Origin of the sequence: Candidatus Lernaella stagnicola, from assembly GCA_030765525.1 — a bacterium.
Lineage (GTDB): Bacteria > Lernaellota > Lernaellaia > Lernaellales > Lernaellaceae > Lernaella > Lernaella stagnicola.
Map to the genome: position 1 here is coordinate 19,993 of JAVCCK010000039.1, position 24,299 is coordinate 44,291.

A 24,299-nucleotide genomic window follows, 5' to 3' on the forward strand; every position below is an offset into this window, starting at 1 on the left:
CCCTATGTCGCGTTGCCTACTTGTTTTTGTTGCAGCGTTTGAAGTTGGTCATATCCGATGCAGACAATGCCCTCGCTCTCAAGAAACGATGCGGTCTGCGGATCGGTGAAAAACCGCCAATCGAACTCGCGGTGCACGGCCGTCTCGCCGCACGCCGCGCTTAGTTCGTCGCCGGGACGCCCGGGGTGGATGAGTACCTCGGTGACGCCGGGCGAAAGTCGACGGAAGGTCTCTTTGTAGTACATCTCGCGGTCGTTAATCGGTACGTCGTAGCTGTCCCAGACGAGGCGGTCGGGCACGATCCAGCCCGCGGCGCGCAGTTGATCGCGACGCGGTGCGTACCCGATGCGCATGGTCAGGCCGAATTCGTGAGCCAGGGCCTTGGCGCTCTGAAAAAAGCGTTCGTCCCAATGGTAGCCGCCCATATGGGAGTCGACATGCGTGGGACGCAGCCCCAGGGCCAGGGCGCGTTCGATTTGAGCGCGGAATTCGGCGGCGATTTCATCGGGGTCAGCGTGGTCGAAGAGGACGTGTTCACTATGGTGGAAGTAGCCTTCCTCATCCAGCAGCGAGGTGACCTTGTCGCGATCGGTAATCGGGCCCCAACGCAGGTTGTCCCACTCGCTGGTGACGGTCAGGTGAATGCCGTAATGGAACTCGGTTCGTTCGCGCAGCAAGTGAACCATCTCGATGAACCAAGGGGCCGGTACCATGACGGTGGTGCTTTTGACCAAGCCCGCCTCCAGCACATCGAGCACAGCGGTATTGACCGCGTGACACATCCCCGCGTCGTCCGCGTTGAGAATCAACAAGCGGGCGTTTTCATCGTGCCCCAGCAGTTGATTGAGCGGTGGGTACGCGGCCTGGTCGGCCATCCAAATCACCTTTCAGAAAAAACCATAAACGGTGGCATCCGTTCTATCAGCCTGGTGGACGGCGGGCAAGAGGGAGCCTCAGATTTTCGGCGTCGAAAGCCGGAAATCCGGGGATATGAGAGATGGCGCGAGGCCCGGCGAGAGCCGTCGGCTGCCGGAGCTTTTCTGCCTATTTTCTGCGATGTTGTGGCTTGTCCTCGGCCGGGGCCTGGGCAAACGGCACGGAATTTGCCATAACCTTGCCGCAGGAATTACTACAAAGGTGAGCGATGATGTTGCACCGATTTGTGTTCTTCTTTCTATTGGTTTTCAGTTTAGCTTTTTCGATCGCCTGCGGCGACATGCCCGAGGCTATTCCCGCGCCCCACGCCATCGCGACGGTCCAGCCCTACGGCGACGGTGGCAAAACCTTCCTATTCGCCACCAACCGGTACACCGACCAGGTGTATCGCGTCGACTTATCCAACTTCGACGTGCGGGAAGTGAAGGTCGGCAACAAGCCGCGCAACATCACCGCCAGCCCCGACGGCAGGCAAGTCGCGGTGGCCAGCGAGAAAGACAAGAGCATCACGCTCATCGACACGCTCTCGCTGCACGCCCGCCGCGTGCACACCGGGCGGGAGCCGCGCGACGTACGCTATTCGCCCGACGGGCAATGGATCGCCGTGGCCAACTACAAAAACGAGAGCGTCAGCCTTATCGGGTCGCAGAGCGGCGAGCACTACGTGGTCTGGGTGGGCGGCGGTCCGGCCAGCGTGGCTTTCGACGAAACCTCGCGCATTGTTGCCGTGGCATGTTTCTACGAAGAGAGCATCAAGGTAATCGGCGTGGCGTCGAAACAGATCGTAGCCCAGTGGAACATGTACGAAATCCCCGGGCTGGACGTCTTCAGCGAACCGCAAGCCGTAGCCTTCGGCCCGGCGGGAACCCCGGCAGGGCGTACTCTTTTCGTGGGCATGCGCACCGATTCCTACGTCACCAGCGACGCTTATGCCGACTCGATTGCCACGATACCGTTGTGGGTGGCCGACGACGAACTCGAAATTGGCCACGCCCGAGGCATTCGGGCCGGGCCTAATCCGCGCGGCTTTTCCTTCGATCACGACGGCGGGCGGGTCATTGTCATCAACAAGTCCCTCACCGAGGGTGACGAATCCGGCTACGACGTGGATACCCTCAGTGTATTGATCCGGGACACCGGCGAAACCGAACCGCCGCCCATCAGCGGGCCGGGCAAGGCGCCGACCTTCCCGGTTGAAGTAGGCCGTCCGAGTCTGGCCGATTACGAACCGCCGCCCGACCAACTGGAGAGAATCCGCGGCAAGCCGCGATCGGCCCTGCTGGAATCGGCTTGGCGGGAGTTGTCGCGCTTGGTCATGGAGCGCAACCCGACGGCCGTGGCAATGCACCCGGAAAAAGACCGCATCGCTGTCGCCTGTCGTAACGGCGATACGGTCATCGTGGTCGACCTGGATTCGTTGCAGATGTCCATGTTCGCCACCGAGGAACGACCCTACGCGTTGTCGTTCGACCCCACCGGGCAATACGTGATCGTCGCGCACGAAACGCCACTGATGCCCTTGTCGATCATCGACACGTACGACGGCGACGTGCGCGTTTTGTTTGACAGCCTGTCCATGCGGGATTGGGTGGAGTAGGAGGCGATGATGAAGAAACTAACGTTTGCGATTTGCCTGCTTTGCCTCATGGCCGGTACCGCCAACGCCTACGATTGGGCGCTGCAATTCGGAGCCCGCGGGGGATGGCTGGCGCCCACCGGAGACGAGTGGAACGAGCTGTATCACGACGAGACGCAAGGCTTCGCCGGCGGGTATATCGACGTGGAGTTGTTCCACGGCTTGGGGCCCTATCTGGCGGGCGGCGCGGTGTGGGCGGAAAGCGCCTGGTACGAAGACATCGACGTGGAGTTCTATACGCAGGACATTTCGCTCGGGCTCAACGGTCGCTGGTTCGTCACGCCGTGGCTGGCGCCGAATGTGCGGGCGGGCGTTCTCGCGTTCCGCGCCATGGAGGAGATTCGCGACGACTTCGTGAAAATCAACATGGAGCACGAGGGTATCGGCTTTGAAGTGGGCGCGGGACTGTTGTTCTACCCGTTTGCACCCTTTAAGAATTGGGCGAGCGGTTTCGCGTTCGGATTCGAGGGCCTGTACCAGCATCGGCCGCTGGAGGGCATGGGCAATTTGCAGGACGCGTCGGGAATCGGCGGCGCATTCGTGCTCGGCTATCGGTGGGATTTCCATCCATCGGAATCGGCGCAATGACGACGGGTGAATCCCGTTTCGACGGGTTTACATAAAAGGAACCGTTCCAACTCGCATTCGGGAAGGGCCCGTGCGCAACACGGGTCCTTTCCACTTTTATCCGCAGTGGATATTCGACATCCATCCCGCATTCGCACGGGCGTTGTCGGATCGGTCGATGGCGAGCGTTCGGCGCTTAGAACACCGCGTAGATAAAGGGCAGCACCGCGCTGCCTTCGGTGAAGAAGATGAACAAGCTCATCAACAAAATCACCAGCACGATGGGCGTGATCCACCAGAGCTTGTAATCGCGCAAAAAGATGAAAAATTCTTTAACGATGCCGGGCGGTTTTTCCGGCAGTCCGTATTTTTCTTCGCCCAGCGGTTCATTGTTTTTGTTTAGATCGTCAGCCATATCGGCTCCCTGCCCCACGGGCGATTGAGTTCCGTATGCGAATTTATAGCAAAGCGGCGGTCGCTTGCCAATACAAGATCACTCGCGGTCGTTTTCAAAAAAGTACCACGCGTTCCAGGTTCGCCAGATCCAGACTCTCACGCAGGTGACGCGGCCGCGCTTCGACAATGTAGTCGTTCGCCACAATTTCATGACGGCATTCCACGCAACGATCCTCGCGAATCGGCGGGCGATCGAGACCGCCGTAAGGGCAAGCCCGCAAGCAGGCACCGCAACCGTCGCAGGATGTTTTAACCGGTAAGCTGGCGTGCGTCGGTTCCAGGGCGTCGTGAGGACAAGCGGCGATGCATTCAGTATTGCAGAAGCCGAAAACACAACGGTCGGTGAATTGCACACACTCCGGACAAGCCAGCGACGCCAAGGGATCGATGCGGGGCGGCTGGGCCGGGAAGTGACTCGTCAACTCTGTTTCGTCGTTGCTGTCCCAGAAATCGATGCGCATGAAATCGCGGGGGATCTGCAACACGATTGTCGATCGCCCCACCGTCGAGGGGGGCAGCGACACGGATTCATCGGTGGCGGTCAGCGGCACTCCTTCGCACATGAACGCGCCGGAAAAGCCGCGCAGAGCCATGCGATCGTGACGCGGATGTTTCTTGGCGACCCAGTGGTCCCGCCCTACCCGGCGCAGGGGCATGGGTTTGGTCATTGTCGCCGCCGCGATGCCGCCGAATTGATCGACTAAATCGCGTCCGGACCACAACGCCCGCGCTAACGGTCCGGCGGTGAGTCCGCCGCTCGGCCAAAGCGGCCGGTACATGACGCGGCGGTTTTGATAGCCGGTGAACAGCGCTTCGAAATCCTCCGGCGACCATTCGTGAAGGACGACACCCTGCTCGACTTCCTCTTTGCCGCCGATGCGCGCCACGAACGGTAGGATACCCAGTTTGAGCAGCCACCGCCGCCAACCGTACACGTGCTCCACTTTGGGGGCTCGCCAAATCGGCCATTGCAATCGCCGTCGTATCGGTGTGTCGGCCACGACGAGCGTGCCGTCCTCGGCCAAGACACGGCCGGCTTCAGCCAGCAAGGTAGTCGGGTCGGCAAAATGGGCAAGCGTGCCCCAAAGGATGACGGTGCCGAACGAGGCCTGCTGAAACGGCAGGCGCTCGGCGTCGGCGGCCACTAAAGGCGTGGGCGCATCCATACCCAAGACGCGGGCGACGATTGTGGAAGCCTGCAATGAGCGACGGGACAAATCGAGACTCACGGTCGTCAGCCCGAAATCGTTTTCCAGGATCATGGAGTTGAGGCCGAACTCCGCGCCGATCTCCAGCACCGGCGGTTTCAAGCGTCCGGCTAATGCGAGCGGAGTAAAAAAGGCGCGCCGTTCGGGCAGCAGAAGGCGCAAGCGTTCAGCGGCCTGGCCCGCGTTCCAGTAATGGTCTCGGCGGTAGGCGATTTCAGCGCGTTTGGCTTCCGCGAGTTGCATATCCCTCCCGGTCCCGGTTTATCGTCCGACTGTTCTATCATACCGAAAAGTCGGTGATTCTTCATCTAAAAAAGGGTGTTTTCGTCGCGACCGTTTCAACAGTCTTCCGGGACAACAAATTCCAATTCGGTGTTGCCGAAGTAAAGGCGATCGCCTGATTTAAGCAGCCGCGACCCATGCAGCTTGCTGCTGTTGACGTGGGTGCCGTTGGCGCTGGCGAGGTCTTCGGCGATCACTCCCTGCACGGTGCGAACCAGCGCCAGGTGCTGAGCGGAGACGAAGGAATCCTCGACATGTATGTGGCAGGTCGGGTCGCGTCCGATGAGGGTGCGTGTCGCCAACAGCAGAACTTTCTTGTGCCGGTTCTTCCCGGTGATGAACAACAAATACGGGCAGGACGGCGGCTCGTCGCGCCGGTCGCGGGCTCGTTTTTTCAGCGCGTGTGTATCCACCTGGAGGGTCGTGTCGTCGAATTGTTTCGGCTTTTTTTCATTCATGGTTTACGTCACCGCGATGATAAGCAAACAAAGAAAAACCGCTAAGCCGGCCACCAGCGCGAAGCATCCCTTTTTCGCCGTTGCCTTCTCCGGCTGTTCGGGGAAATCGGGTTCCCCCGACGGTTCCAACGGTGCCGGGGCGGCGAGGTCAACCGGCTCTTCTTCTTGCGGCTGTTGCTTCTCCAGAAGCTCGAAATCCTCGGCGACCAGGCTTCGCGTCGTATCGATTTGTTCGCGCGGCGGCGGCGCGGGGCCGTCACCGGACCACGTGACCAGCAGCTTGTGACCGCCGATAACCAGCATGTCGCCGGGACGCAGTTCCGCGCTGCTCACGATGCGGTGACCGTTGCGCAGCACGCCGTTGGCGCTTGCGAAGTCTTCGACGTAAGCGGCGTCATCCACGAGAAACAAGCGGGCATGGCGGCGTGACACTTCGGGTTCGTCGAACCAGATTTGACAGTCCGGCGTGCGGCCGATGACCAGTTCCCCGACTAGAGGAAAATCGGCTTCGCCCGCCTCACCGTACCGGACCATTAATTTCCACATGGCAACCTTGTTTTACTCTTCCGAACCGGCCGGCACTAGGCGTCGAAAGGTGGGTTTGCCGCGCTGGCCGGCGAGCCGGCGTGTTTCGCCGGAATCGTCCTCGGTGTCGGTTTCTTCGGTAAGCACCGAACCCTGCCGGATTCTATCGCGGTACAGCACGCCGTCGGCGGTTCGCCAAAGCTGCTCGGGATGAATACCGTCCTGCGGGTAACTGGCGAAGCCAATAGACAATTGCGGTGAGAGGATGCCGCCGGCCACGCGAACACCGAGACGCCGGACGGCCTGCCGCAACCGGCGGGCGACCACTTCAGCGCCCACGACATCGGCACCGTGGGCGATCAGCACGAGTTCGTCGGCACCGACGCGGAAGCAACGATCCTCGGGTCGCAACACGGTTTTGACGCTGCCGGCCAGTTCCTTCATCACTTGTTCGCCGACCTCGTAACCGTAGAGCTTGGTAATTTGACGGAAGCTGTTCAACTCGATCAGTACCAGCGTGTAGGGATCCAACTGTTGGTGCCCGGCCAGTTTACTTTCGAAGTAGCGGCGCATGGCCCGCCCGTTCCCTAAACCGGTGAGTGTATCGATCGTTTCCTGATCCATATCCTCGTCGGCGCGCAAGGAACTGACAATCGCCGGTGTGACCATGCTGGCCAGTTTGGCGAGAAGATCTTGATGGCGCTCCTGGTAGAAGTCCTTCTTTTCGGAGTAAAGCGTTATCACGCCCACGGGCCGGTCGTCGAAACGCATCGGCACCGAAAGCACGGACATATACGTTTGCTCCTGCGCGGGAACGTCACACAGTTCGACCTGAGGGTCGACGTTGCGCATCGGGTGATTGTGTATCGCCACCCAACCGCTGACTCCACCGCCGAACTTGATTTGCAGATCGGCAAACGCGCCGGCATCGCGGGAATCGACGAAAAGGGGCCGCAAGACTTCGTCCTTCGGATCGGCCACGAAAAGAATGGCGGTGTTGTAGGGAATTAGCTTGGCCGCTTTGGTGATGAGGTTGTGGGCGAGCATGTCGGCGGGCATGCTGGTGCCGATCATTTGCGCCGCTTCGTAAAGCAGGAAAACCTCTTGCTGGGTATAGGTGATCTGGCCGTACAGCTCCAGAGAATTGTATGCGTCGCCTCCGACGCTGTCGGTGGAAGAAGGCGTGCTGAACGTCATTTCCTGCAAGCGACGGTTTTCTTCCTCGACGGAGCGTTCCAGTTCGCCAAGGTTGTCGAGAAACATGTCGGTAATTTCCGGATCGAAAGACGTGCCACGCCCTTCCCGGATAATGCCGATGGCCGTGTCGCGATCCATGGCGCGGCGGTACGGTCGGTCCGAACGCAGGGCATCGTACACATCGCAGATGGCCAGCATCCGCGCGAAGCGGTTGATTTGTTCCCCATGCAAACGATGCGGGTACCCGGTACCGTCCCAGCGTTCGTGGTGACTGAGCACAACATCGGAAATGGGGAAGTCGGTCGACACCGCCTTGACGATTTGCGAACCGATGACCGGGTGCATTTTCATGCGGTCCATTTCTTCGGAACTAAAACGGCCCGGTTTCGACAGGATCAAGTCGGGAATGCCGATTTTGCCGATATCGTGCACCAACGCGGCAAAACGCAGCCCCTTGAGTTCATCCGGATCTTCCACGCCAAGAAACTCCGCCAAGCGCGTCACGTAGGCCGTCACCCGATGCACGTGACCGTGGGTGATCTGGTCTTTGGCATCGATGGCCAGCGAGAGGGTCTCGATCGTCGACATGTGCATCGATTCGAGCTGGGCGATGTAACTGCGGGAGTCCTCCTCGCGCTTTTCGTGTGACTTTTGCAGCGTGTACACCAGCATGATGATCGGCACACTGACCAAGAAGGAAAGGAAGCCGATCCAAAAATGCAGCAGGTACATCACCAACGCGATGGACATCGCCACGAAAAAGCCGACGCCGGTCCACAGGAAGTTATCGAGCCACAGCTTGATCAAGTGGCCGCGGGTGGAAATGGCGATCGCGATCGCAACGGTAAAGGAATTGACAAAGAAGTACGCCGTCGCGAGCGCCAGCATCGGTACGATGTATTGCACGTATTGCGGGTTCTCCGGCAACATACCGAAGAAGATCAAGTTGGCCGCGAAAACCGAAAGCACGCCTGACGCGACATTAAAAGGAAGCTTGTACCAAGTTACCCGGTTGATGTGCGGCGAGGTGTTGATGACCTTCGCCAGTGCATCGGCGAACATGGCGGGCAGCGGACCGTAGATCATCAGCACGGTGAATATAAAGGGTGTGTCCATCGTGAAATGGACGTCCGTATACGGCACCTTCACATTGGCACCGCGCGCGGTGATCGCAGCCATCCCCACATATGCCAGCAAGGCCCAAGTCAGGGGTATTGATGGTGAGTATAAGCGAGCGACTAAAATTGCAGCGAACCCGGCGATAATCAGGAACGCGATATACAGTCGCAGGGCTCGCGGAAGATCCCCCCACTTCATGATGCGTGTATCTCCTACCTAACTACTATTTCTTCCCCAACTCGGCCCCATATCGGAGACACCCCTCAAACTGTACCGCAGCAACCCAATATCACGCGTATCGGCAGATAACAAGCGAATTCTTAGCGAATAATTCTTGCGGAATCTATCAAAATAACTTGGAGCCGAAATTGCGGGCGGCGAATGGATGGTTTCGACGAGGATGCAGCCGCCGTTTACGACGAGAATCCGTACTCATTATCCGACGACAAAAGCGACCGTGTTAAGGGCCGTTTGGGCTATGATTTCAACAAGTTAAAAAAAAGCCGGCCCGAAGGCCGGCAAGTGCAATGGTTTATGATGCGAGACTTAGATCTCAGGGAACCAAGCATCGCTTGCGGACGAAAAGTCGGGACTCCCTTCCCAATTGTAGGTGTAGCCACCCAGCACGCGGTTTTCACCGCCGAGGCTGTAGGGGCTCACGAACGAGGTTGACCATTCTGCGAGAACCTCGGGCGAGAAGACCGGGTCGGCAGTAAAGGTCAGGCCTTTGCCCGTCCACGACAGGCCCTGGGACCAGATTTCACCAGGCTGGTAGGCCTGCTGGAAAGTGGCCCAGATGTCCACGCCAACGATACCTTTGCCGGTCCACGACAGGCCCTGGCTCCAGACGACGGTTTCGCCGGTCGAGTCGAACTCGGTCGTGGGAGTGATATCTTCCTCTTCCAACCAGACGTCACCCGGCAACAACAGGTTGGTTTCCGCGCTGACTTCGCCGGCGAGGAAGGTCGCGCCGGGGACATTGAGCAGGCCTGTGCCTTGCACGATGTCAAACTCGGCGGCGCAAGTCGGGTCGTCATACCAATCCTCGTCGGTATAGCAACTCGAGCTGCTGTTTTCGGTAAAGAGCGTTTCCGCGCTGACCATCACCAGGGCTTTGACAGCGCCGGGCGTCAGCGAGGGGTTTTCTTCGAGCATCAACGCGATCGCACCGGTGACCAGCGGCGCAGACATGCTGGTGCCGCTCATGGTCACGTAGTCGGCGTTGCTTTCGCCACAAGGGCTGCCGCCGAAATCACAAGCGTCGACACGGGTTCCCGGGTAGGCCAGCGCCAACGTGCTGTTCGGCGCCAAAGTCGAGATGGCTTGCCAACCGGGGGCAATCAAGTCGGGCTTAACCAGACCGTCCCACGCCGTGGGGCCGCGAGAGCTGAAGAACGCAATCGAATCGTTATGGCTGTTTGCGTCCTGCTGACGCAGCAAGGTGCCGCGGTGATTCGAAGCGCCTACGGTAATCGCCGCGGGGGTAATGCCCGGAGAAGCGATCGCGCCGTAGATTTTCTGACCCTGCCAGAAACCGTAGTTACCGGCGGCGGTCACGACGATCAAATCGTTGGCCACGGCGTTTTCCACCGCTTGGCACATCGGATCCGTCGAATACGATTCGAAAGGCGGCACGCCCAGCGAAATGTTCGCTACGCGAATGTTGTGCTGACTCTTAATGGCAAGAATCCAGCTCAACGCGGAAATCACGGAACTCGTGCTGCCGACTCCCTGCGAGTTCAACACGCGCGCCACGATGATGTTCACTTCGGGCGCCACGCCTTCAAAGGTCGTGTTGTAACCCTTAAGTGAGGAGGCGCGACCGCTACCGGCGATCAAGCCGGTCACGTGCGTGCCGTGCCCGTAACCATCGACGGCGTTGTAGATGCCGCCTTCACCGCTGAAGTTGCGGATCGCGGAGATGCGACCGGCAAAATCCGTGTGGGCCAAATACAGACCGGAGTCGATCACCGCCACGCCGATCCCGTCACCGGTCAGGCCGGTAAACGTATCGTAGCCGGTGCGAGTCGTGACCATGTCTGTGCCGACGGTGCCGCGGGTCAAGTCGAAGTTCGACACTTCCACTTCGCGATCAGGCGAGATGTAAGCGACTTCGTCCAGCTTGGCCAAGCCGGCGACGTCCGAGGCGTCGACGTGGGTCAGCAGGCCGTGAATGCGATCAAAAGTCGTATCCACATAGAGGTCCTGCTCGGAGACTTTTTCTTGAAGTTTCCAAATCACGGCTTTGTCGGTGGTCATTTTCCAAATCACCGCTTGTTCGGGCGTAAGTTTCCAAATTACTGCGCCCTGCTGCCGTGCTTTCCAGATTACCGCCGGATCCGCTTCCAATTGTTTTCCTTGGAAGCCGACCGTAGCGGCGTAAATGACCTGCGGATTAGCTTGGACGATAACGTCCGCGCTGCCCTGGGCATCCAGGATATCCATCAAGTCGGGTGACAGTTTCGCCAACTGTTCCTCGGAGAGCTCGTCGAGGCTCGCCGGCGTGTTCGCATCCGTTCCCCCACCATCACCACAACCAACCAAAGCGAATACGAAAGCGACCAACACCAAAATAACACTTCGCTTCATTGTTCCCCCCTTGCTACCTTCGTGGCTTGCAAGTTTTCTAAAAGGCTAAGAAAAATAACTACTTGCCTTTGTGTTGATAATGAATCGACGCGTTATTGGGTACAAAATGCATGCCAATGGGGACGAGGTCGCAGTGAGCTTCTTATATAGCTGATATTACGACGTTTTTTATATCGATTGCGGGCGTGTGTCGAAAGTTTGGCGTTTTCGACAGTGGTTACGTGCGGATAATCGTCAACAATGTGACGTTATCGCGTGGAATGCGGCAAATTCTGCTTGATACGAGGCATGATGGAGTTTAATCACTGCTCATCCCTGCCCGTGATATGCTCATATATAATTGATTTTATTGATTTACTACTACAATAATAAGTCGCCGTGTTTTTGACGATCAGCAGTCGGACAACCCGGCTCGAAACCTTGACGACTTCGCGCTAAACGTGCTGCCACCGATTCGAGGCAGAACTTATCCACAGGCAATATCTGCCCCGCGGCAAACCTTGCCGACGGTTTATTGGCGTTTACTTATTGATAACGAGACTCAAAACTTTGCATTCCGTCGAATTGCCCTCGCATGCGGAAGGTGCGGGAGGGCCGCCCCGATCAAGCGCACGCGCAGTTTACCAAGTTGCCCGAGTTGTCAGGTGTGGTAGCGCAGGAGCCGGTAGAGGCACGCATCTTCTTGCCGGTTCATCTGGAGTGGATCAGGAGCCGCCGGGGCAACCTTTCAGGTCAGCAATGCGTATCGTCGTCACCTTCGGTATCGTCGTCGCCATCACTATCGTCGTCGTCGTCATCGCCGTATTCTTCGCCCCAGCATTCGGCGCCGCACTTCATCCACGTTTCGCAGTCGGCGTTCGTGTTGCAGTTGAGTGCGCACGTCATATTCGACGGCACATCGCCTGCCTCGACGCCGTTTTCGCAACCCGATGTGCACTCTTCGACCGAGTCGAATTCGTCGAGGAATTGGTCCGGCGCACAATCAACGCCTTTTTGGCAGAACGGTTGACAGAGGCTTGGGCTTACGCCGCCGGCATCGTCGTCGTCATCGTCGTCACCGCAAGCCCCGAACAGCATGGCGGAGGCACACAGAAGAACAATCGGAATATACAACAGCGAACGCAGAGAACTCATCATCAACTCCCGGTAGTGATTGGCGGTCCCCACACATGTTGGGGGCCGACGGTCTAAAAGTACGGATCGCCCTCTTCTCGGATTCGAAGAAAAAGGGCAGGCACGTATTGCTCTTCGAGGTGATGGATCCAAAGGTGTAATGCGAATGATACTATAGCGTACGCGGTAATCAAGGCGTCATTGTCTGCCGGTTCTACCTGATACCACGCCGGGCCGGTCCATGAACGGCCGCGTCGCTTCTTTCAATAAAGGGATGGAAACGCCCCCTGCAGGAATCGAACCTGCGCTTCCGGTTCCGGAGACCGGCGCTCTATCCACTGAGCTAAGGGGGCAAACCGCTCCGTGGGACGAGTGGATCGCATCGGGCTCGAACCGACGACCTCTGCCTTGCGAAGGCAGCGCTCTTCCAACTGAGCTAGCGACCCGTATCGTGACGCAACCGGCCGGATGCAACCACCGACCCTACCCCAAAGAGCCATTGTATATAGCCGATCTTCGTGCGCCTGTAAAGACGAAAAGGCCGCATTTCCCCGTGTCGGAAAGCGCGCATCAGTGTTCTGGCGAGGCGATGTTAATGGTTCACGGCGTTCCCACACCTCTTTTAGGAAACATTATCAATTACTTTCACTTTTCCGTTATCTTCTATTTCTTATAAATAATCTATTGACTCGATATACGTTATCTGCTATTTGTTCGCACTATGTCGATTGTATGGGGTGCCAGAGTAGCTTTGAAAACATCGCCGCCGGCGGCGCGGCGCGGTATTGTGCCCTTGTGGGGGCCGCAAATGACGGCGTCGGAGCTTGCCCTAGCGGATCCCGATCCGGTCGACGAAGTCGACTCCCGCGACACCCTGGCCGAGCGTTTGATTGAAGAAATCCCGATTGATCTGAAAAGTTTCTAGCTTTCCAATTGCTCATTGACGTCCGCCCGGATATCATGCTTAGTCTTCGATATTGCTGAATTCTCTACGATCAATGGGGATCTTGATCTATGTCTCCTCCTCGCTTGTTTCGGATGTGGTCGTCGCGCCGTTATACGATGTTATTTGCGTTGATTTGCCTCGGCGCCCTCGCCCTGCCGTTCATATTCTATAGCTGCAACATCGACCCCGATTATCAAACCGTCGTTGAACTCGACAAGAAAAAGATTCACTGGATCCACGCCGCCGATGAAGACCTCCTTGGCACGTACCTTCGGTTGCATCCCACGGTGAGCCCGGAGGAAGCGTCACGACGGTTGCACTCCTTGGTCAACGGAGATTACCGAATCATCTTTACGACGGCCGCTTTTCTCGACGTCGTGACCAAGATCGAAACGAATAAGCGGGCGATTGTCACCGGAGTTAGTGGCGGGGGGCTGACAACCGTGGCGACCCGGGCAAGCGTTTTTTTGGCGGGCGATGGGTCACGTTTTGAGAAATTCGACGTCACCGAGGGGCGCGATGGGTACGAGCGATTGATCGAGCGCCGCAATCCGGAAACCTGGGAGTGGGAATGGGGATTCCTGCCGAAATTCATGTTCCGTGCCGCCGCCGATCCGGAGAATCGCTACGTATTCGTCATCGACAACATGAACAAAACCAGCACCAACCGCCTGTTCGGATCGAAAGTGGAGAACGAGTTCAAGCAGGAACTCAACGACGCGAGAAAGCCCCCAGTAGAGTCCGGACAAGGGGGGGGGAACGTAACCAGGCAGGAAATCAACACCACGACGCTGCCCAGCGGGCGGACTTTCTCGATCCCGAAGAACGTCTATTTAGTCGTCGTGATCGACCAGGATGAACAGGCGTCCGGCGCGCTTGAGCCGGGTTTGTGGGCCACATTTCCCGGCCATATCGAGATCGAATCAAGCCCGGCCCAGGCGTTGGAATATTTCCGTTCGCGGGGCGTGAAAACGGCTCACCGGCGGCTGTTGACCTACCTATTCATGAAAAGCAACCGCTTCATGCGCGAGCAATACGGACCCGACATGCAAATCGGGCTCTGGGGCGCCTGCAAAAACTATTGTCGTCCGGAGGAACTGAGCGAGTTCAAGCGTTCGTTGATACGGCAGTTTGATTATCTGCTCAACAAGCGTGCGATTTCAGTCAAAGAGCCGCTTAATCTCGAAAAAATTGCAGACTTTGAAACGGTTTTTCGCCACCGCGGTATTCGGTCGATGCGTTTCGTGGCCAAGCGAACCCGCAGCATGCTCTATTTTTTCGTCGCGTTGTTCGGCAACTTGGCGGCAGTGATGGTCATCTTCATGACCGGGGTCAATATCTATTATTGGTTATTGACCAAACGCAACTTCCGGGACGTTGACACCATGCTGCGCAAGATCGCCGCGGCGCACGAATACGGCAGACTCCCCAGCGAAACCTTGCTTGCTCAACTCGCTGAACTTCGCGACACCGTTTTTCGCCTCGTGGGCGAAACGAAACTCGACACCGGGTCGGCCGAACTGCTCAGCGAAGATATTCACTCGCTCAGAAAAGAGATTCGCGCTTCACTTCCCAAGCCCCCACCGGCGTAATAGGGGCTCTTTAGTCGTTTTTTCGGTAAAAAAGAGCCCAAATAGCCAAAATACCGCCCCTTTGGCCATTGACTGAAGCCTCATTCAGTGATACAAAAGCGCACCTTTTGGACTGTAGGAAACGCCCCCATAACACGGGGTAAATCAGCAATTTAGTAAAAGTTTTCACGCTTTTCGCAGGAGGATATCAGTATGAAAGAGGTGTGGATTGTAGGCGCGGCACGTACGCCGGTAGGTTCATTCAATGGTGTTTTTGCCACCGTTACGTGTACGGATTTGGGTGCGACCGCGATTCGCGGCGCGATCGAGCGCAGCGGCGTCTCCGACGATGATATCGACGAAGTCATTATGGGCTGCGTTTTGCCCGCCAACCAAGGTCAAGCGCCGGCCCGCATGGCGATGATCAAGGCCGGTTTGCCCGCCAAAGTGGCGGCGATGACCATCAACAAGGTGTGCGGCAGCGGCTTGAAATCGGTCGGGCTGGGCGTTCAGGCGATTCTGTGCGGCGACGCCGACGTCGTGGTCGCCGGGGGCATGGAGAGCATGACCCTCGCGCCTCACTCCCTGGCGAAAACCCGCGCCGGTTATCGTATGGGCAACTTCACCCTTGAAGACACGATGATCAAAGATGGGCTCTGGGATAGTCACAACAATTGCCATATGGGCAATTTCGCGGATCAAACCGCGGCCAAATATGGATACACCCGCGAGCAACTCGACGAGTTCACGATTGCATCCTACAAAAAAGCGATACAGGCGCAAAAAGACGGCATCTTCGATTGGGAAATCGTGCCGGTGAAAGTGCCCCAGCGCAGGGGCGACCCGCTGGTGATCGATCAGGACGAAGAACCCGGCCGCGGCAAGTTCGACAAAATTCCGAAACTCCGCCCGGCATTCAACAAAGACGGCGTGATCACGGCCGCCAACGCCAGTTCGATCAACGACGGCGCGGGTGCGGTGGTGCTGGTTTCGGCCGAAAAGGGCAAGGCGCTGGGCCTAACGCCCCTGGTGAAGTTCGTCGCGCAGGCCACGGCAAGCCTGGAGCCGCAATGGTTCACCCTCGCCCCCATCGACTCGATCAAAAAAGTGTTGGCCAAGGCCGACTGGCAAGCCGACGACGTGGACGTGTGGGAGATCAACGAGGCCTTCTCGGTGGTTTCGCTCAAAACCAACGACGACCTCGGTCTCGATCCGGACAAAGTGGACCTTCACGGTGGCGCAGTCGCGATCGGGCACCCCATCGGCGCCTCCGGAACGCGTATCCTGCTCACGCTGCTCAACATTATGCAACGCAATCCCGAAATGAAACGCGGCGCCGCCAGCCTGTGTATCGGCGGCGGCGAAGCCATCGCAATGCTCTTTGAAAAAGTCGAATAAAGGAGGCAGGTATGGCTTACAAAAATATTCTGCTGGAAATCGAAGCCGGAGTGGCCGTGGTGATCATCAATCGGCCGCACGCACTCAACGCGCTCAACAGCGCGACGATCAAGGAACTGCAAAGTGCCTTCGATAAGATCATCAAGGACAAGGCGGTGCGCGCCGTGGTGCTGACCGGCGCCGGTGAAAAAGCCTTTGTGGCCGGAGCCGACATCAGCGAGATGGCCAAATACAATCCATTGAAAGCCAATCTTTTCGCAGCGTTGGGCCAACAACTCACGCTGACGATCGAAAATTGCCCGAAGCCGGTCATCGCTGCGGTAAACGGCTTCGCCCTGGGCGGCGGCACGGAACTGGCAATGGCCTGCGATTTCATCTACGCCTCGGCCAACGCCAAATTCGGCCAGCCGGAAATCATGTTGGGCATCATCCCGGGCTTCGGCGGCACGCAGCGCTTGCCGCGCCTGGTCGGCAAAGCCAGGGCCAAAGAGCTGGTGCTCACCGGTGACAGGATCGACGCGGAGGAAGCTCGGCGCATCGGATTGATCAACAAAATTTTCCCCGCGGAGATGTTGTTGGACGAAGCGAAGAAAACGGCGCGGCGCATCGCCGCATTCAGTCGTCCGGCCGTGCAGGCGGCGATTGATGCCATCAACAAGGGCGTGGACGTGGACTTGCCCAACGCCCTATTCCTGGAACGCCAGGCTTTCGCGATTCTCTGCTCGACGAAGGATCAAAAAGAAGGCATGAAAGCGTTTCTGGAAAAGCGTAAACCGGATTTCAAGGACAAATAAAGGAGCCCGTCCATGCACTTTGAATTCAACGATGAATGCCGCGCTTTGCAGGACATGGTGAGGGATTTCGCCGAAAAGGAACTGAAACCCAACGCCGCTGAGTGGGATGAAAAGCACGAGTTTCCCGTCGACGTCGTCAAAAAGATGGGCGAACTGGGCCTGATGGGTGTGCCCTACGACGTCGAATACAACGGCGCCGGCATGGACTATCTCGCCTACGCCATCGTGGTCGAAGAACTCTCGCGGGGCTGCGGGGGCACGGGCGTGATTTGCTCGGCCCACACGAGCCTGGCGTGCGACCCGATCTACAACTTCGGTACCGAAGAACAGAAGCAGAAGTTCTTGTCCCGCATGACGACCGCCGAGTGGATCGGTTGCTTCGGCCTTACCGAGGCCGGCGCGGGGTCCGACGCCGGAAGCTTGACGACCGTGGCCGAAAAACAAGGTGACGAGTGGGTCATCAACGGCGCCAAGCTGTTTATCACCAACGGCAAGGAAGCGAGCGTGGCCATCGTGTTCGCCACCACCGATCGCAGCATGGGCTACAAGGGGCAGGTCGCGCTGATCGTGCCCAGCGACGCCCCCGGCTATTCGGTCGGCAAGGTGGAAGACAAGATGGGCATCCGCGCCACTTCCACCACGGAACTCGTTTTCGAAAACTGCCGCGTACCGGTCGAAAACCAACTGGGCGAAGTCGGTCAGGGCTTCAAAATCGCTCTGGGCACGCTGGACGGCGGGCGCATCGGCATCGCCGCGCAGGCTGTAGGCATTGCGCAGGCGGCGCTGGACGAGTGCATCAAGTACTCCAAGGAGCGGGTGCAGTTCGGCAAACCGTTGGCCAAAATGCAGGCGATTCAATGGATGATCGCCGACATGGGCACCGAGATCGAAGCCGCCCGCTTGCTCACCTACCGGGCGGCGTGGATGAAAGCCAACAAGGTCAAGGGTTTCAGCAAGTTCTCGGCCATGGCCAAACTGTTCGCGGCCGAAGCGTGCATGCGCGCCACGACCAAGGCGATTCAAATTCACGGCGGGTACGGCTACACCAAGGAGTACCCGGTCGAGCGTCATTTCCGCGACGCGAAAATCACGGAGATTTACGAAGGCACCAGCGAAATTCAGCGGCTGGTGATCGCCTCAACGTTGCTGCGCGACTAAGCAACCATCACCACGACAAGCCGGGCTCTTGAACGGGGCCCGGCTTTTTTATTTCGATTGCCGGGATGCGGGTCGAACAAGAAAACCGGCCGCATTGCCGGGGACTAGGACTTACCCGGGCTTGTCGATATAATGCGCGCGACTCCGGGTCGGTGAAGCCGCCGGGCGTCTTTTTTCAAACCACGATGGATAAGGAGCGAAGCGCGAAGCTCATGACTTGTCGGCAAAGCCGGACGTGCATGCGGTGGGCGGTCGGTCTACTGCTGTGCCTGGGGTTGGCCTGGCCCTCCCCGGCCGCTGCCGGCGCGCGCTTTGAAGGACTGGCGGCTTACAAAACCGCAGCCGACACGACGTGGGACATGGCCCATGAGAAAGTGTGGTCGAACGTACTGTACGGCTACGCCGCGGCCTCGGCCTCCTGGGGCTTCGACTACGCCGGCTTTGTCAGCGCGGCCTTCGAATACCGCCTGGAACACGGCGAAGAAACCGACGGCGAGTTCATCCCCGAACTGCGCGAGCTTTACGGCAAATTCCGCATCGGCCCCTTCGACCTGTTCGTCGGCCAGCAAATCACGTCCTGGGCCGTGGCCGATATGCTGAGCCTGCACGACCAACTCAACCCGTACGATTACCGCCGCGTGCTCGACCAAGAGGTTTCGCTGTCGCGCCTGGGCACGCCGATGATCCGCCCGGTGGTGTACCTGGGGCCGGTGCAGTTGGAGGCGGCGTTCATGCCGCTGTTCACCACGCCGCGTTACTCTGTGGTCGGCGGCGACTTCGCGGCGGTGGGTCACGAGTTCCCGGTGGATATCGTGTTGAACGCCCTGCGGCAGGATGAGGGTTGGCGGCGTTTTGAAAGGTCGATGGTGTTCTATTTACCCGAATGGAGCGATGAGATCCACGACATGCTTTCCGACCCCGAGTACTGGGAGACGCGTACCGAAATCCCGGATCAGGATATCACCGCGCCGGAAGTGGCCGCGCGGCTGCGCTACACCTCGCCGGCCATCGACCTGCAGGCCACCTATTTCTATTTGTGGGACGATATCCCCACGCTGCACCTGAATCCGCATTTGCGCGACCTGGAAAACCTGCTGGTCCGCGACGAAAACGGTTTGCGCGAGCCGCCCGATCTGAGCCAGGACACGCTGCGCGCGCTCAAGGACCCGGCGGCGCTCGTGCATCACCGCACACCGTCGGCGGGGCTGGGCTTGTCGACGCGCGTTTGGGACATCAGCTTCCAGGCCGAGGGCTTGTACGAATGGCGGCGTCACACCTACCGCAACGACTTGTGGTCCGTCACGCGCGATCAGGCGAGTTGGCTGGCTAACGTCGAATACACCTTCGAGTACGACATCCTCGTCAAGGGCATGCTGCTGGAGCGGTACATCGTCGACCGCGAGGATGATTTCTGGGAGCGCGGTTGGACGCACATCCTGGGCGTGGCGCTGCGCAAGCCGTTTTTGGACGAAAAGCTCATGCTCGAAGCGTTGGCGATTTGGGACCTGACCGAACTCAACGGCAAAAACTGGCGCAGCGGCGATTGGTTCGCGGCGGGCTGGTCGGTCAACCCGATGCTGACCTGGTCGGCCACCGACCGGCTGAAGGTCTCCGCGAGCGCCAACCTCATCGGCGGCAATGACGACACGCTCGTCGGTTTCCGCGAAGGCGAAAGCCGCGTCGGTTTGAGCGCTCGCTACGGGTTCTGAGCATCGCGGGCGCAGCGGAAGCCCCAATTTCCTTCCACGGCGGTTTCGGGAGCGATCCAGCGGCGGTACGTCGTGCACTGCTCCGGTGATGCGCCCCACCCTCCTCCTTTGGCCAGTCGCGCCGTGACCGGTTCCGGCAGCGGGTTGCCGCCGTAATCGGTGTGCCATTTCTCGGATGCCGGGTCGGCGACCCATTCGTTAAGATTACCGGCCATATCCAGCGTTCCAAAGGGACCCGCCCCGGCGGGCAGTGCCCCGGCGGGCGCGACGAAACGGTGTCCGTCTTGTTTGGCGTAGTCGGCGCAGTTGGCTGCGTCCGGAAGGAAGTTTTCTCCCCAAGGATACCCACGGCCGTCGCCGCCACGGGCGGCGCGTTCCCATTCCAACTCGGTCGGCAAACGCTTGCCCGCGAAGACGCAATAGCGCGCGGCGTTGCGCCAGTTCACGCAGTTGACCGCCATGCGGTGGTTGTCGGTGCGGCCGGCGACGCAGAAATGGCCCGCTCGATCGGGCGTATCGCACGCTCCGGCCTCGACGCACAAGAGATAATCGCCCAGGGTCACTTCTGTAAGGTCCATGTAAAAGGCCGGGAGCTGGGCCGTGCGCGGCGGCGCGTCGTCGCCGGAACAGGTGTGACGTTGAGGGTCGCAACCGGCGCGGACTTTTCCGGCGGGCACGCGAACCATCCCTGCAATCGGGTCGGGGTTTGGTGCGCGGAGTTCGTTTTCCAGCGCTGCGACGGGATCATCATCGGGCAAGCAGGTCTGCACCCCGCGGCGAAAACCACGCAGGGCCGCCACGGCCAGGTTGGGATGGACGCTTTGCCGAGCGGCCGAAGCCAACAGTGGCCATTGGCTCGTGAATCGCATCCGACACGCGCGTTGGTATTCGTGGCGGCGCAGGGTGGCCAAAAAGTCCTGTTCCTCGGGTTTGCCGGTCTTCACACCGCGCATCCGCCAGAGCCCGCGCCCGGCCCAATCTTTCGCTTCGTGCTCCGCCAGGTTGGTGCGACCGGTGCGCGCCTCGGCGTCGTTTCCGGGCTCGGTGAGAAACGCCGCCAATTCCAGGCCGGTGGTCAGGCCGTCCCCGTCGGCATCTGCCTGGCGCGGCGCGACGGCCACACGGCGGATTAGCGTGCCGCCGGGCAGCGCCGCTTGGCCGTAGCCGGAAGTAGTCGCCAGCACGCGCCATCGACCCGCCGCGGCCGGGACGTTTATTTCTTGATCAAGCGGCCCGCCATCGAGCACGAGCACGAGGTTGCCTTCGCGTTGCTGCGCGAGGAAGGGTTCGATCAACTGAGCCGGGGCAAGCGTGGCGGGATAGATCAGGGACCCGGATTCGCGTTGCGTTTCGGCATAGGCGTGCACCGCCGCCATCGAGTCGCTCATCTGCGGCGGGTCGTGCGTCTGCAGCAAACCGCGAAACACGAAAAGACGGGGCCCCGGTGTCAAATCGGCGGCCAATTCTTCGAGGCCGTCGCGGATCGCCTCGCGCGTTGCCGCCTCGCCGAGCAGCAGTTTGCTTTTGACGCCGGCTTTTTGCAGCGCCGCGTGTACGTGTCGCGCCTGGTCTACCGCATCACCCACGCTACGATTGAGTCTGGGGTACAGTTCGATACCGACCACGAGCGCGCGCCCGCCCTCTTCGAAGGGCCGGGGGGCGCACGCCGCCGCCAGGACCGCCACGGCGAAACAGGCCGCCGCGCAGGCTATCGCTCGAATGGAAATCACCAGCCGAGTATTCCACCCAGCGCAAAAAAGGAAAAGGCGTTACTTCCCGAGAATCAGCGGTAGGCCGTCGCCGGCGCCGCCGATGACCACGACTTTCGAGTTTTGCGATTCGGCGAGTTTGAGCGTGGCCTCGATGCCCTTCCAGCGCAGCAGGTTCTCGTTGATGCCCTTGGTGACGATAATCTGGAAGTCGGCGATGCCTCTGGCTTCGACGCGTTTTCGCTCGGCTTCCAGTCGCTCTTTTTCGAGAACAAACTTCATTTTCTCGGCTTCCTGCTTCATAGCGAGCTTGCGCTCGATGGCGTCGGTTACCGACCTGGGGAAGTCCATGTTGCGCAGCATGATGGCCGAGATGGCGATGGGCTTTTGATCCAATTTGGCTACTACGCCCTTGAAGATGGTGTCCTGTATTTCGGAGCGTTTGGTATACGCGTCGATGCTGTCGTAGCCGGCGATGACCTCGCGGGTGACGTTGCGCACGGTCGGCCGCACGATCGTCGTGTAGTATTCCGGACCGATATTCTGGTGGAGTATGCCGACCTTGTCGGCTACCGGCTGAAAGCGTATCGACAGGTCGCATTTGATGTTGAGTTGGTCGCGTGTGAGGATGGAAAGATCCTCCTGCTGATCTTTGACGCGCACGTCGTAAAGGTAGATGCGGTTCCAGGGGGCCAGCCAGTTCCATCCTTCGGTCAGCGCGGTGCCGGTGTCAGTGCCCGCGCGCCAGTTGAAATAGACGCCCCGGTGCCCCGCCGGTATGGTTTTCCCACAACCTGACAGGACTCCTAAAACCATGATTAATAAAAACAAAACGAGTAGTTTCGTAGCGATGCGACGCATGCAATCCCCCTTCCGGTAGATCCACGACCGATTGATTAATAGCTTCTTAGCGTAAAACAGAATCATAATCTAAGGCGAAAGCTCGGATAAAGCCACCGGGACAAACGGATTCCTCGCTAACCTTGCCCGATAACTTCTTTTACGGAAAATTTGATACTCACCGGCCGACCTTGATGCAAGAGACTCGCAAGTGGTATGAAGTCTTGAATTTCAGATGTTCAAAGCGAGTTTGTCCGCCGCCGGCTTCCGTTGAGCTAAATAAGCGCCGGTGAGAAAGGATCGGAGGCAAAAATGCCGACGAAACGAGGTCGATTAATTCCCTTGTGCTTGCTGTTAACATTGTTGGTAACCGTCGGCGTGGGCCTTGCCTTCGCCGCCGGGGGGGTGGAACCGGATTCGACGGCGAAGCCCAAACCGCATCCCTACCGCCCCCCAGACCCGGCCAAAACGCTTTACGATAAAGGCGTCCAACTGATGAACGACGGCCAAACTGACGCCGCGAAAGATCTTTTCAAAGGATTGATTGTCGCCTACCCCGATTCGCCTTACACCGCGAAGGCTCGGAATATTATCAGTAAGCTGGAGAAGCAGGAAGAAACGGAAAGAACGCTGCTCGAAATTAAAAAGCGGCAAGAAGAAATGGAGAAAGAAAACCAACGGCTGAGAAACGAAATAGAAGCGCAAAAAAAGCCGCCGAAGACGCCGGAGCCGCCAAAACCGCAAACGCCGGACCTTTCGGGGACGTGGCAAGTTGAAGTCGTTTACAAACGAACGAATCGTCCCGATCCGGAATCAATGCGACAATTGAGTCAGTTGGGATTGCCGCCGGGTTACCTCGACCAGGCGGGACAATTAGCCGGAACCTTTCTATTAGACGCAAATGACAGAACTGTCAGTTCCGATAGTTGCTCAAGTAACGGTTTTTTGGAAAAGGCGGGTTCCGGATGGATTTTGGACGCCCCTTTGCGCTGGTTCTTTGATGAAAAATCCGGCTGCTATGCGAATGTACAATTGCGACTCGTTTCACCGAACGCCTTGACGTTTTCCGGATCCTTGAACTGCAATGAACAAATTGTTTCAGAATACAACGCAACAAGCGGCAAGATGGTCTCTGTGACGAAAAAAATAACGATCACGTCGATCAGAATGACGAGGTAGCGAAAACTGCCATCAATCCGGGGAGGGACAGCCATGACCATCAACCGGCTTTCAATTTTACTGTGCGTACTGCTGGCGGCTCTTTTTCTCGTGACCGCGACCTTTTCTCTCGCCGGGGTGGAACCGGATTCGACGCCGACGCCGGTTAAAAAGAAAGCCTACAACCCCGACGGCATGGTCCACATTCCGGGCGGTTGGTTTAAGATGGGCTGTTCGCCCGGAGATGGGGAGTGTTTCGACCGCGAAAAACCCAGCAAGCGGGTGTACGTGGATGCCTTTTTCATCGACATCCACGAGGTGACGCAGGCGGAATACCAACGTGTTATGGGCGCGAACCCGAGTCGTTTTTCAGGTTGCACGACTTGCCCGGTGGAAACGGTGAATTGGAACGACGCCCGCAGCTACTGCGGGAAAGTGGGCAAACGCTTGCCCACCGAGGCCGAGTGGGAATACGCGGCGCGGGGCGGCACGACGGGCGCGCGGTATGGCGAGATCGACGCTATAGCTTGGTATCGGGGCAATTCCGGCAAGAAAACCCACCCCGTAGGCCAGAGGCAGCCGAACGCCTACGGGCTGTACGACATGCTGGGCAACGTCTGGGAGTGGTGCGAGGATTGGTTTGACAAGGATTGGTATTCGAAGATGCCTGAGCGCAACCCGAGAAATGATAACCAATCTCCGTACCGCGTGCTGCGGGGTGGTAGCTGGGGCAGTAATCCTCGAAGCGTACGCGCGTCGTTTCGGATCAGGATTCAACCTTCGATTACGTTCTACTTCAACGGCGGGTTTCGATGTGTCGGGACTGAAAAATGACCCTTGGGCTCTTTTGCCCTTTTACCCTTGCCCCGCCGCCGGCGAGCGCGGTTTTTTTTGCTGTCGACATGCAAGGTCGCGCCGACGCGCGTTTGC

General features: G+C 58.6%; 20 protein-coding genes and 2 tRNA genes. 10 read left to right on the forward strand and 12 right to left on the reverse strand.

The window, feature by feature from the left end; translation table 11 throughout:
* Nucleotides 1–2: 2 nt before the first annotated feature.
* Nucleotides 3–875: a polysaccharide deacetylase family protein gene (locus tag P9L99_18640; GenBank protein ID MDP8225386.1), complete on the reverse strand. Its 873-nt coding sequence runs from the start codon at nt 873–875 to the stop codon at nt 3–5.
* Between the two features lie 272 nt (nt 876–1,147).
* Here P9L99_18640 and P9L99_18645 point away from each other — a divergent pair, with 272 nt between their 5' ends.
* A complete protein-coding gene (locus tag P9L99_18645; protein ID MDP8225387.1) occupies nt 1,148–2,533 on the forward strand; it encodes a YncE family protein in 1,386 nt (461 codons plus the stop codon).
* Between the two features lie 9 nt (nt 2,534–2,542).
* Nucleotides 2,543–3,160, forward strand: a complete 618-nt coding sequence (locus P9L99_18650) for a hypothetical protein (protein MDP8225388.1) — start codon at nt 2,543–2,545, stop codon at nt 3,158–3,160.
* A 175-nt stretch (nt 3,161–3,335) separates the two neighbouring features.
* Here P9L99_18650 and P9L99_18655 read toward each other — a convergent pair whose 3' ends face one another.
* The 9 genes from P9L99_18655 to P9L99_18695 form a co-directional block, all read right to left on the reverse strand.
* The gene (locus tag P9L99_18655) at nt 3,336–3,554 is read right to left on the reverse strand and encodes a DUF5989 family protein (GenBank protein MDP8225389.1); all 219 of its coding nucleotides are present in this window, start codon (nt 3,552–3,554) and stop codon (nt 3,336–3,338) included.
* A gap of 94 nt (nt 3,555–3,648) precedes the next feature.
* Nucleotides 3,649–5,046, reverse strand: a complete 1,398-nt coding sequence (locus P9L99_18660; protein ID MDP8225390.1) for a methyltransferase domain-containing protein — start codon at nt 5,044–5,046, stop codon at nt 3,649–3,651.
* A gap of 95 nt (nt 5,047–5,141) precedes the next feature.
* The gene (locus tag P9L99_18665; GenBank protein ID MDP8225391.1) at nt 5,142–5,543 is read right to left on the reverse strand and encodes an FHA domain-containing protein; all 402 of its coding nucleotides are present in this window, start codon (nt 5,541–5,543) and stop codon (nt 5,142–5,144) included.
* Nucleotides 5,544–5,546: 3 nt separating this feature from the next.
* The gene (locus P9L99_18670) at nt 5,547–6,089 is read right to left on the reverse strand and encodes an FHA domain-containing protein (protein MDP8225392.1); all 543 of its coding nucleotides are present in this window, start codon (nt 6,087–6,089) and stop codon (nt 5,547–5,549) included.
* A gap of 12 nt (nt 6,090–6,101) precedes the next feature.
* Nucleotides 6,102–8,444 (reverse strand): diguanylate cyclase, encoded by a 2,343-nt coding sequence (locus tag P9L99_18675; protein MDP8225393.1) that lies wholly within the window; start codon nt 8,442–8,444, stop codon nt 6,102–6,104.
* A gap of 486 nt (nt 8,445–8,930) precedes the next feature.
* Nucleotides 8,931–10,973 (reverse strand): S8 family peptidase, encoded by a 2,043-nt coding sequence (locus tag P9L99_18680; protein MDP8225394.1) that lies wholly within the window; start codon nt 10,971–10,973, stop codon nt 8,931–8,933.
* Between the two features lie 732 nt (nt 10,974–11,705).
* Nucleotides 11,706–12,107: a hypothetical protein gene (locus P9L99_18685; protein MDP8225395.1), complete on the reverse strand. Its 402-nt coding sequence runs from the start codon at nt 12,105–12,107 to the stop codon at nt 11,706–11,708.
* 260 nt (nt 12,108–12,367) lie between these two features.
* Nucleotides 12,368–12,439, reverse strand: a tRNA-Arg gene (locus tag P9L99_18690).
* Nucleotides 12,440–12,459: 20 nt separating this feature from the next.
* Nucleotides 12,460–12,532, reverse strand: a tRNA-Ala gene (locus P9L99_18695).
* A 305-nt stretch (nt 12,533–12,837) separates the two neighbouring features.
* Between P9L99_18695 and P9L99_18700 the strand changes: the two genes are divergently transcribed.
* From P9L99_18700 to P9L99_18725, 6 genes are all read left to right on the forward strand, one after another.
* A complete protein-coding gene (locus P9L99_18700) occupies nt 12,838–13,011 on the forward strand; it encodes a hypothetical protein (protein ID MDP8225396.1) in 174 nt (57 codons plus the stop codon).
* Nucleotides 13,012–13,100: 89 nt separating this feature from the next.
* Nucleotides 13,101–14,624: a hypothetical protein gene (locus P9L99_18705; protein ID MDP8225397.1), complete on the forward strand. Its 1,524-nt coding sequence runs from the start codon at nt 13,101–13,103 to the stop codon at nt 14,622–14,624.
* 192 nt (nt 14,625–14,816) lie between these two features.
* Entirely contained in the window at nt 14,817–16,001 is a 1,185-nt protein-coding gene (locus P9L99_18710) for an acetyl-CoA C-acetyltransferase (protein MDP8225398.1), read from the forward strand.
* An 11-nt stretch (nt 16,002–16,012) separates the two neighbouring features.
* Nucleotides 16,013–16,795 (forward strand): enoyl-CoA hydratase-related protein, encoded by a 783-nt coding sequence (locus P9L99_18715; GenBank protein MDP8225399.1) that lies wholly within the window; start codon nt 16,013–16,015, stop codon nt 16,793–16,795.
* Nucleotides 16,796–16,807: 12 nt separating this feature from the next.
* Nucleotides 16,808–17,953: an acyl-CoA dehydrogenase gene (locus P9L99_18720; protein MDP8225400.1), complete on the forward strand. Its 1,146-nt coding sequence runs from the start codon at nt 16,808–16,810 to the stop codon at nt 17,951–17,953.
* Between the two features lie 212 nt (nt 17,954–18,165).
* Complete coding sequence (locus P9L99_18725; protein ID MDP8225401.1) at nt 18,166–19,662, forward strand: hypothetical protein; 1,497 nt, start codon at nt 18,166–18,168, stop codon at nt 19,660–19,662.
* Here P9L99_18725 and P9L99_18730 read toward each other — a convergent pair.
* A complete protein-coding gene (locus tag P9L99_18730) occupies nt 19,650–21,392 on the reverse strand; it encodes an SUMF1/EgtB/PvdO family nonheme iron enzyme (GenBank protein MDP8225402.1) in 1,743 nt (580 codons plus the stop codon). The genes P9L99_18725 and P9L99_18730 overlap by 13 nt on opposite strands.
* Before the next feature lie 39 nt (nt 21,393–21,431).
* Nucleotides 21,432–22,232, reverse strand: a complete 801-nt coding sequence (locus P9L99_18735) for a prohibitin family protein (GenBank protein MDP8225403.1) — start codon at nt 22,230–22,232, stop codon at nt 21,432–21,434.
* A gap of 291 nt (nt 22,233–22,523) precedes the next feature.
* On the opposite strand from P9L99_18735, the gene P9L99_18740 reads away from it, so the two are divergent.
* Together P9L99_18740 and P9L99_18745 are read left to right on the forward strand one after the other, a co-directional pair.
* Nucleotides 22,524–23,390 carry a hypothetical protein gene (locus P9L99_18740; GenBank protein MDP8225404.1) on the forward strand — a complete coding sequence of 289 codons (867 nt, stop codon included), beginning with the start codon at nt 22,524–22,526 and terminating at the stop codon, nt 23,388–23,390.
* A 33-nt stretch (nt 23,391–23,423) separates the two neighbouring features.
* Entirely contained in the window at nt 23,424–24,203 is a 780-nt protein-coding gene (locus tag P9L99_18745; protein MDP8225405.1) for a formylglycine-generating enzyme family protein, read from the forward strand.
* Nucleotides 24,204–24,299 lie beyond the last annotated feature (96 nt).

What these genes read in the sequence shown, in the direction of transcription:
- P9L99_18640 (MDP8225386.1), bottom strand. Translation starts at nt 875, where the DNA reads ATGGCCGACCAGGCCGCGTACCCACCGCTCAATCAACTGCTGGGGCAC.
- P9L99_18645 (MDP8225387.1), top strand. Translation starts at nt 1,148, where the DNA reads ATGTTGCACCGATTTGTGTTCTTCTTTCTATTGGTTTTCAGTTTAGCT.
- P9L99_18650 (MDP8225388.1), top strand. Translation starts at nt 2,543, where the DNA reads ATGAAGAAACTAACGTTTGCGATTTGCCTGCTTTGCCTCATGGCCGGT.
- P9L99_18655 (MDP8225389.1), bottom strand. Translation starts at nt 3,554, where the DNA reads ATGGCTGACGATCTAAACAAAAACAATGAACCGCTGGGCGAAGAAAAA.
- P9L99_18660 (MDP8225390.1), bottom strand. Translation starts at nt 5,046, where the DNA reads ATGCAACTCGCGGAAGCCAAACGCGCTGAAATCGCCTACCGCCGAGAC.
- P9L99_18665 (MDP8225391.1), bottom strand. Translation starts at nt 5,543, where the DNA reads ATGAATGAAAAAAAGCCGAAACAATTCGACGACACGACCCTCCAGGTG.
- P9L99_18670 (MDP8225392.1), bottom strand. Translation starts at nt 6,089, where the DNA reads ATGTGGAAATTAATGGTCCGGTACGGTGAGGCGGGCGAAGCCGATTTT.
- P9L99_18675 (MDP8225393.1), bottom strand. Translation starts at nt 8,444, where the DNA reads ATGGCTGCGATCACCGCGCGCGGTGCCAATGTGAAGGTGCCGTATACG.
- P9L99_18680 (MDP8225394.1), bottom strand. Translation starts at nt 10,973, where the DNA reads ATGAAGCGAAGTGTTATTTTGGTGTTGGTCGCTTTCGTATTCGCTTTG.
- P9L99_18685 (MDP8225395.1), bottom strand. Translation starts at nt 12,107, where the DNA reads ATGAGTTCTCTGCGTTCGCTGTTGTATATTCCGATTGTTCTTCTGTGT.
- P9L99_18705 (MDP8225397.1), top strand. Translation starts at nt 13,101, where the DNA reads ATGTCTCCTCCTCGCTTGTTTCGGATGTGGTCGTCGCGCCGTTATACG.
- P9L99_18710 (MDP8225398.1), top strand. Translation starts at nt 14,817, where the DNA reads ATGAAAGAGGTGTGGATTGTAGGCGCGGCACGTACGCCGGTAGGTTCA.
- P9L99_18715 (MDP8225399.1), top strand. Translation starts at nt 16,013, where the DNA reads ATGGCTTACAAAAATATTCTGCTGGAAATCGAAGCCGGAGTGGCCGTG.
- P9L99_18720 (MDP8225400.1), top strand. Translation starts at nt 16,808, where the DNA reads ATGCACTTTGAATTCAACGATGAATGCCGCGCTTTGCAGGACATGGTG.
- P9L99_18725 (MDP8225401.1), top strand. Translation starts at nt 18,166, where the DNA reads ATGACTTGTCGGCAAAGCCGGACGTGCATGCGGTGGGCGGTCGGTCTA.
- P9L99_18735 (MDP8225403.1), bottom strand. Translation starts at nt 22,232, where the DNA reads ATGCGTCGCATCGCTACGAAACTACTCGTTTTGTTTTTATTAATCATG.
- P9L99_18740 (MDP8225404.1), top strand. Translation starts at nt 22,524, where the DNA reads ATGCCGACGAAACGAGGTCGATTAATTCCCTTGTGCTTGCTGTTAACA.
- P9L99_18745 (MDP8225405.1), top strand. Translation starts at nt 23,424, where the DNA reads ATGACCATCAACCGGCTTTCAATTTTACTGTGCGTACTGCTGGCGGCT.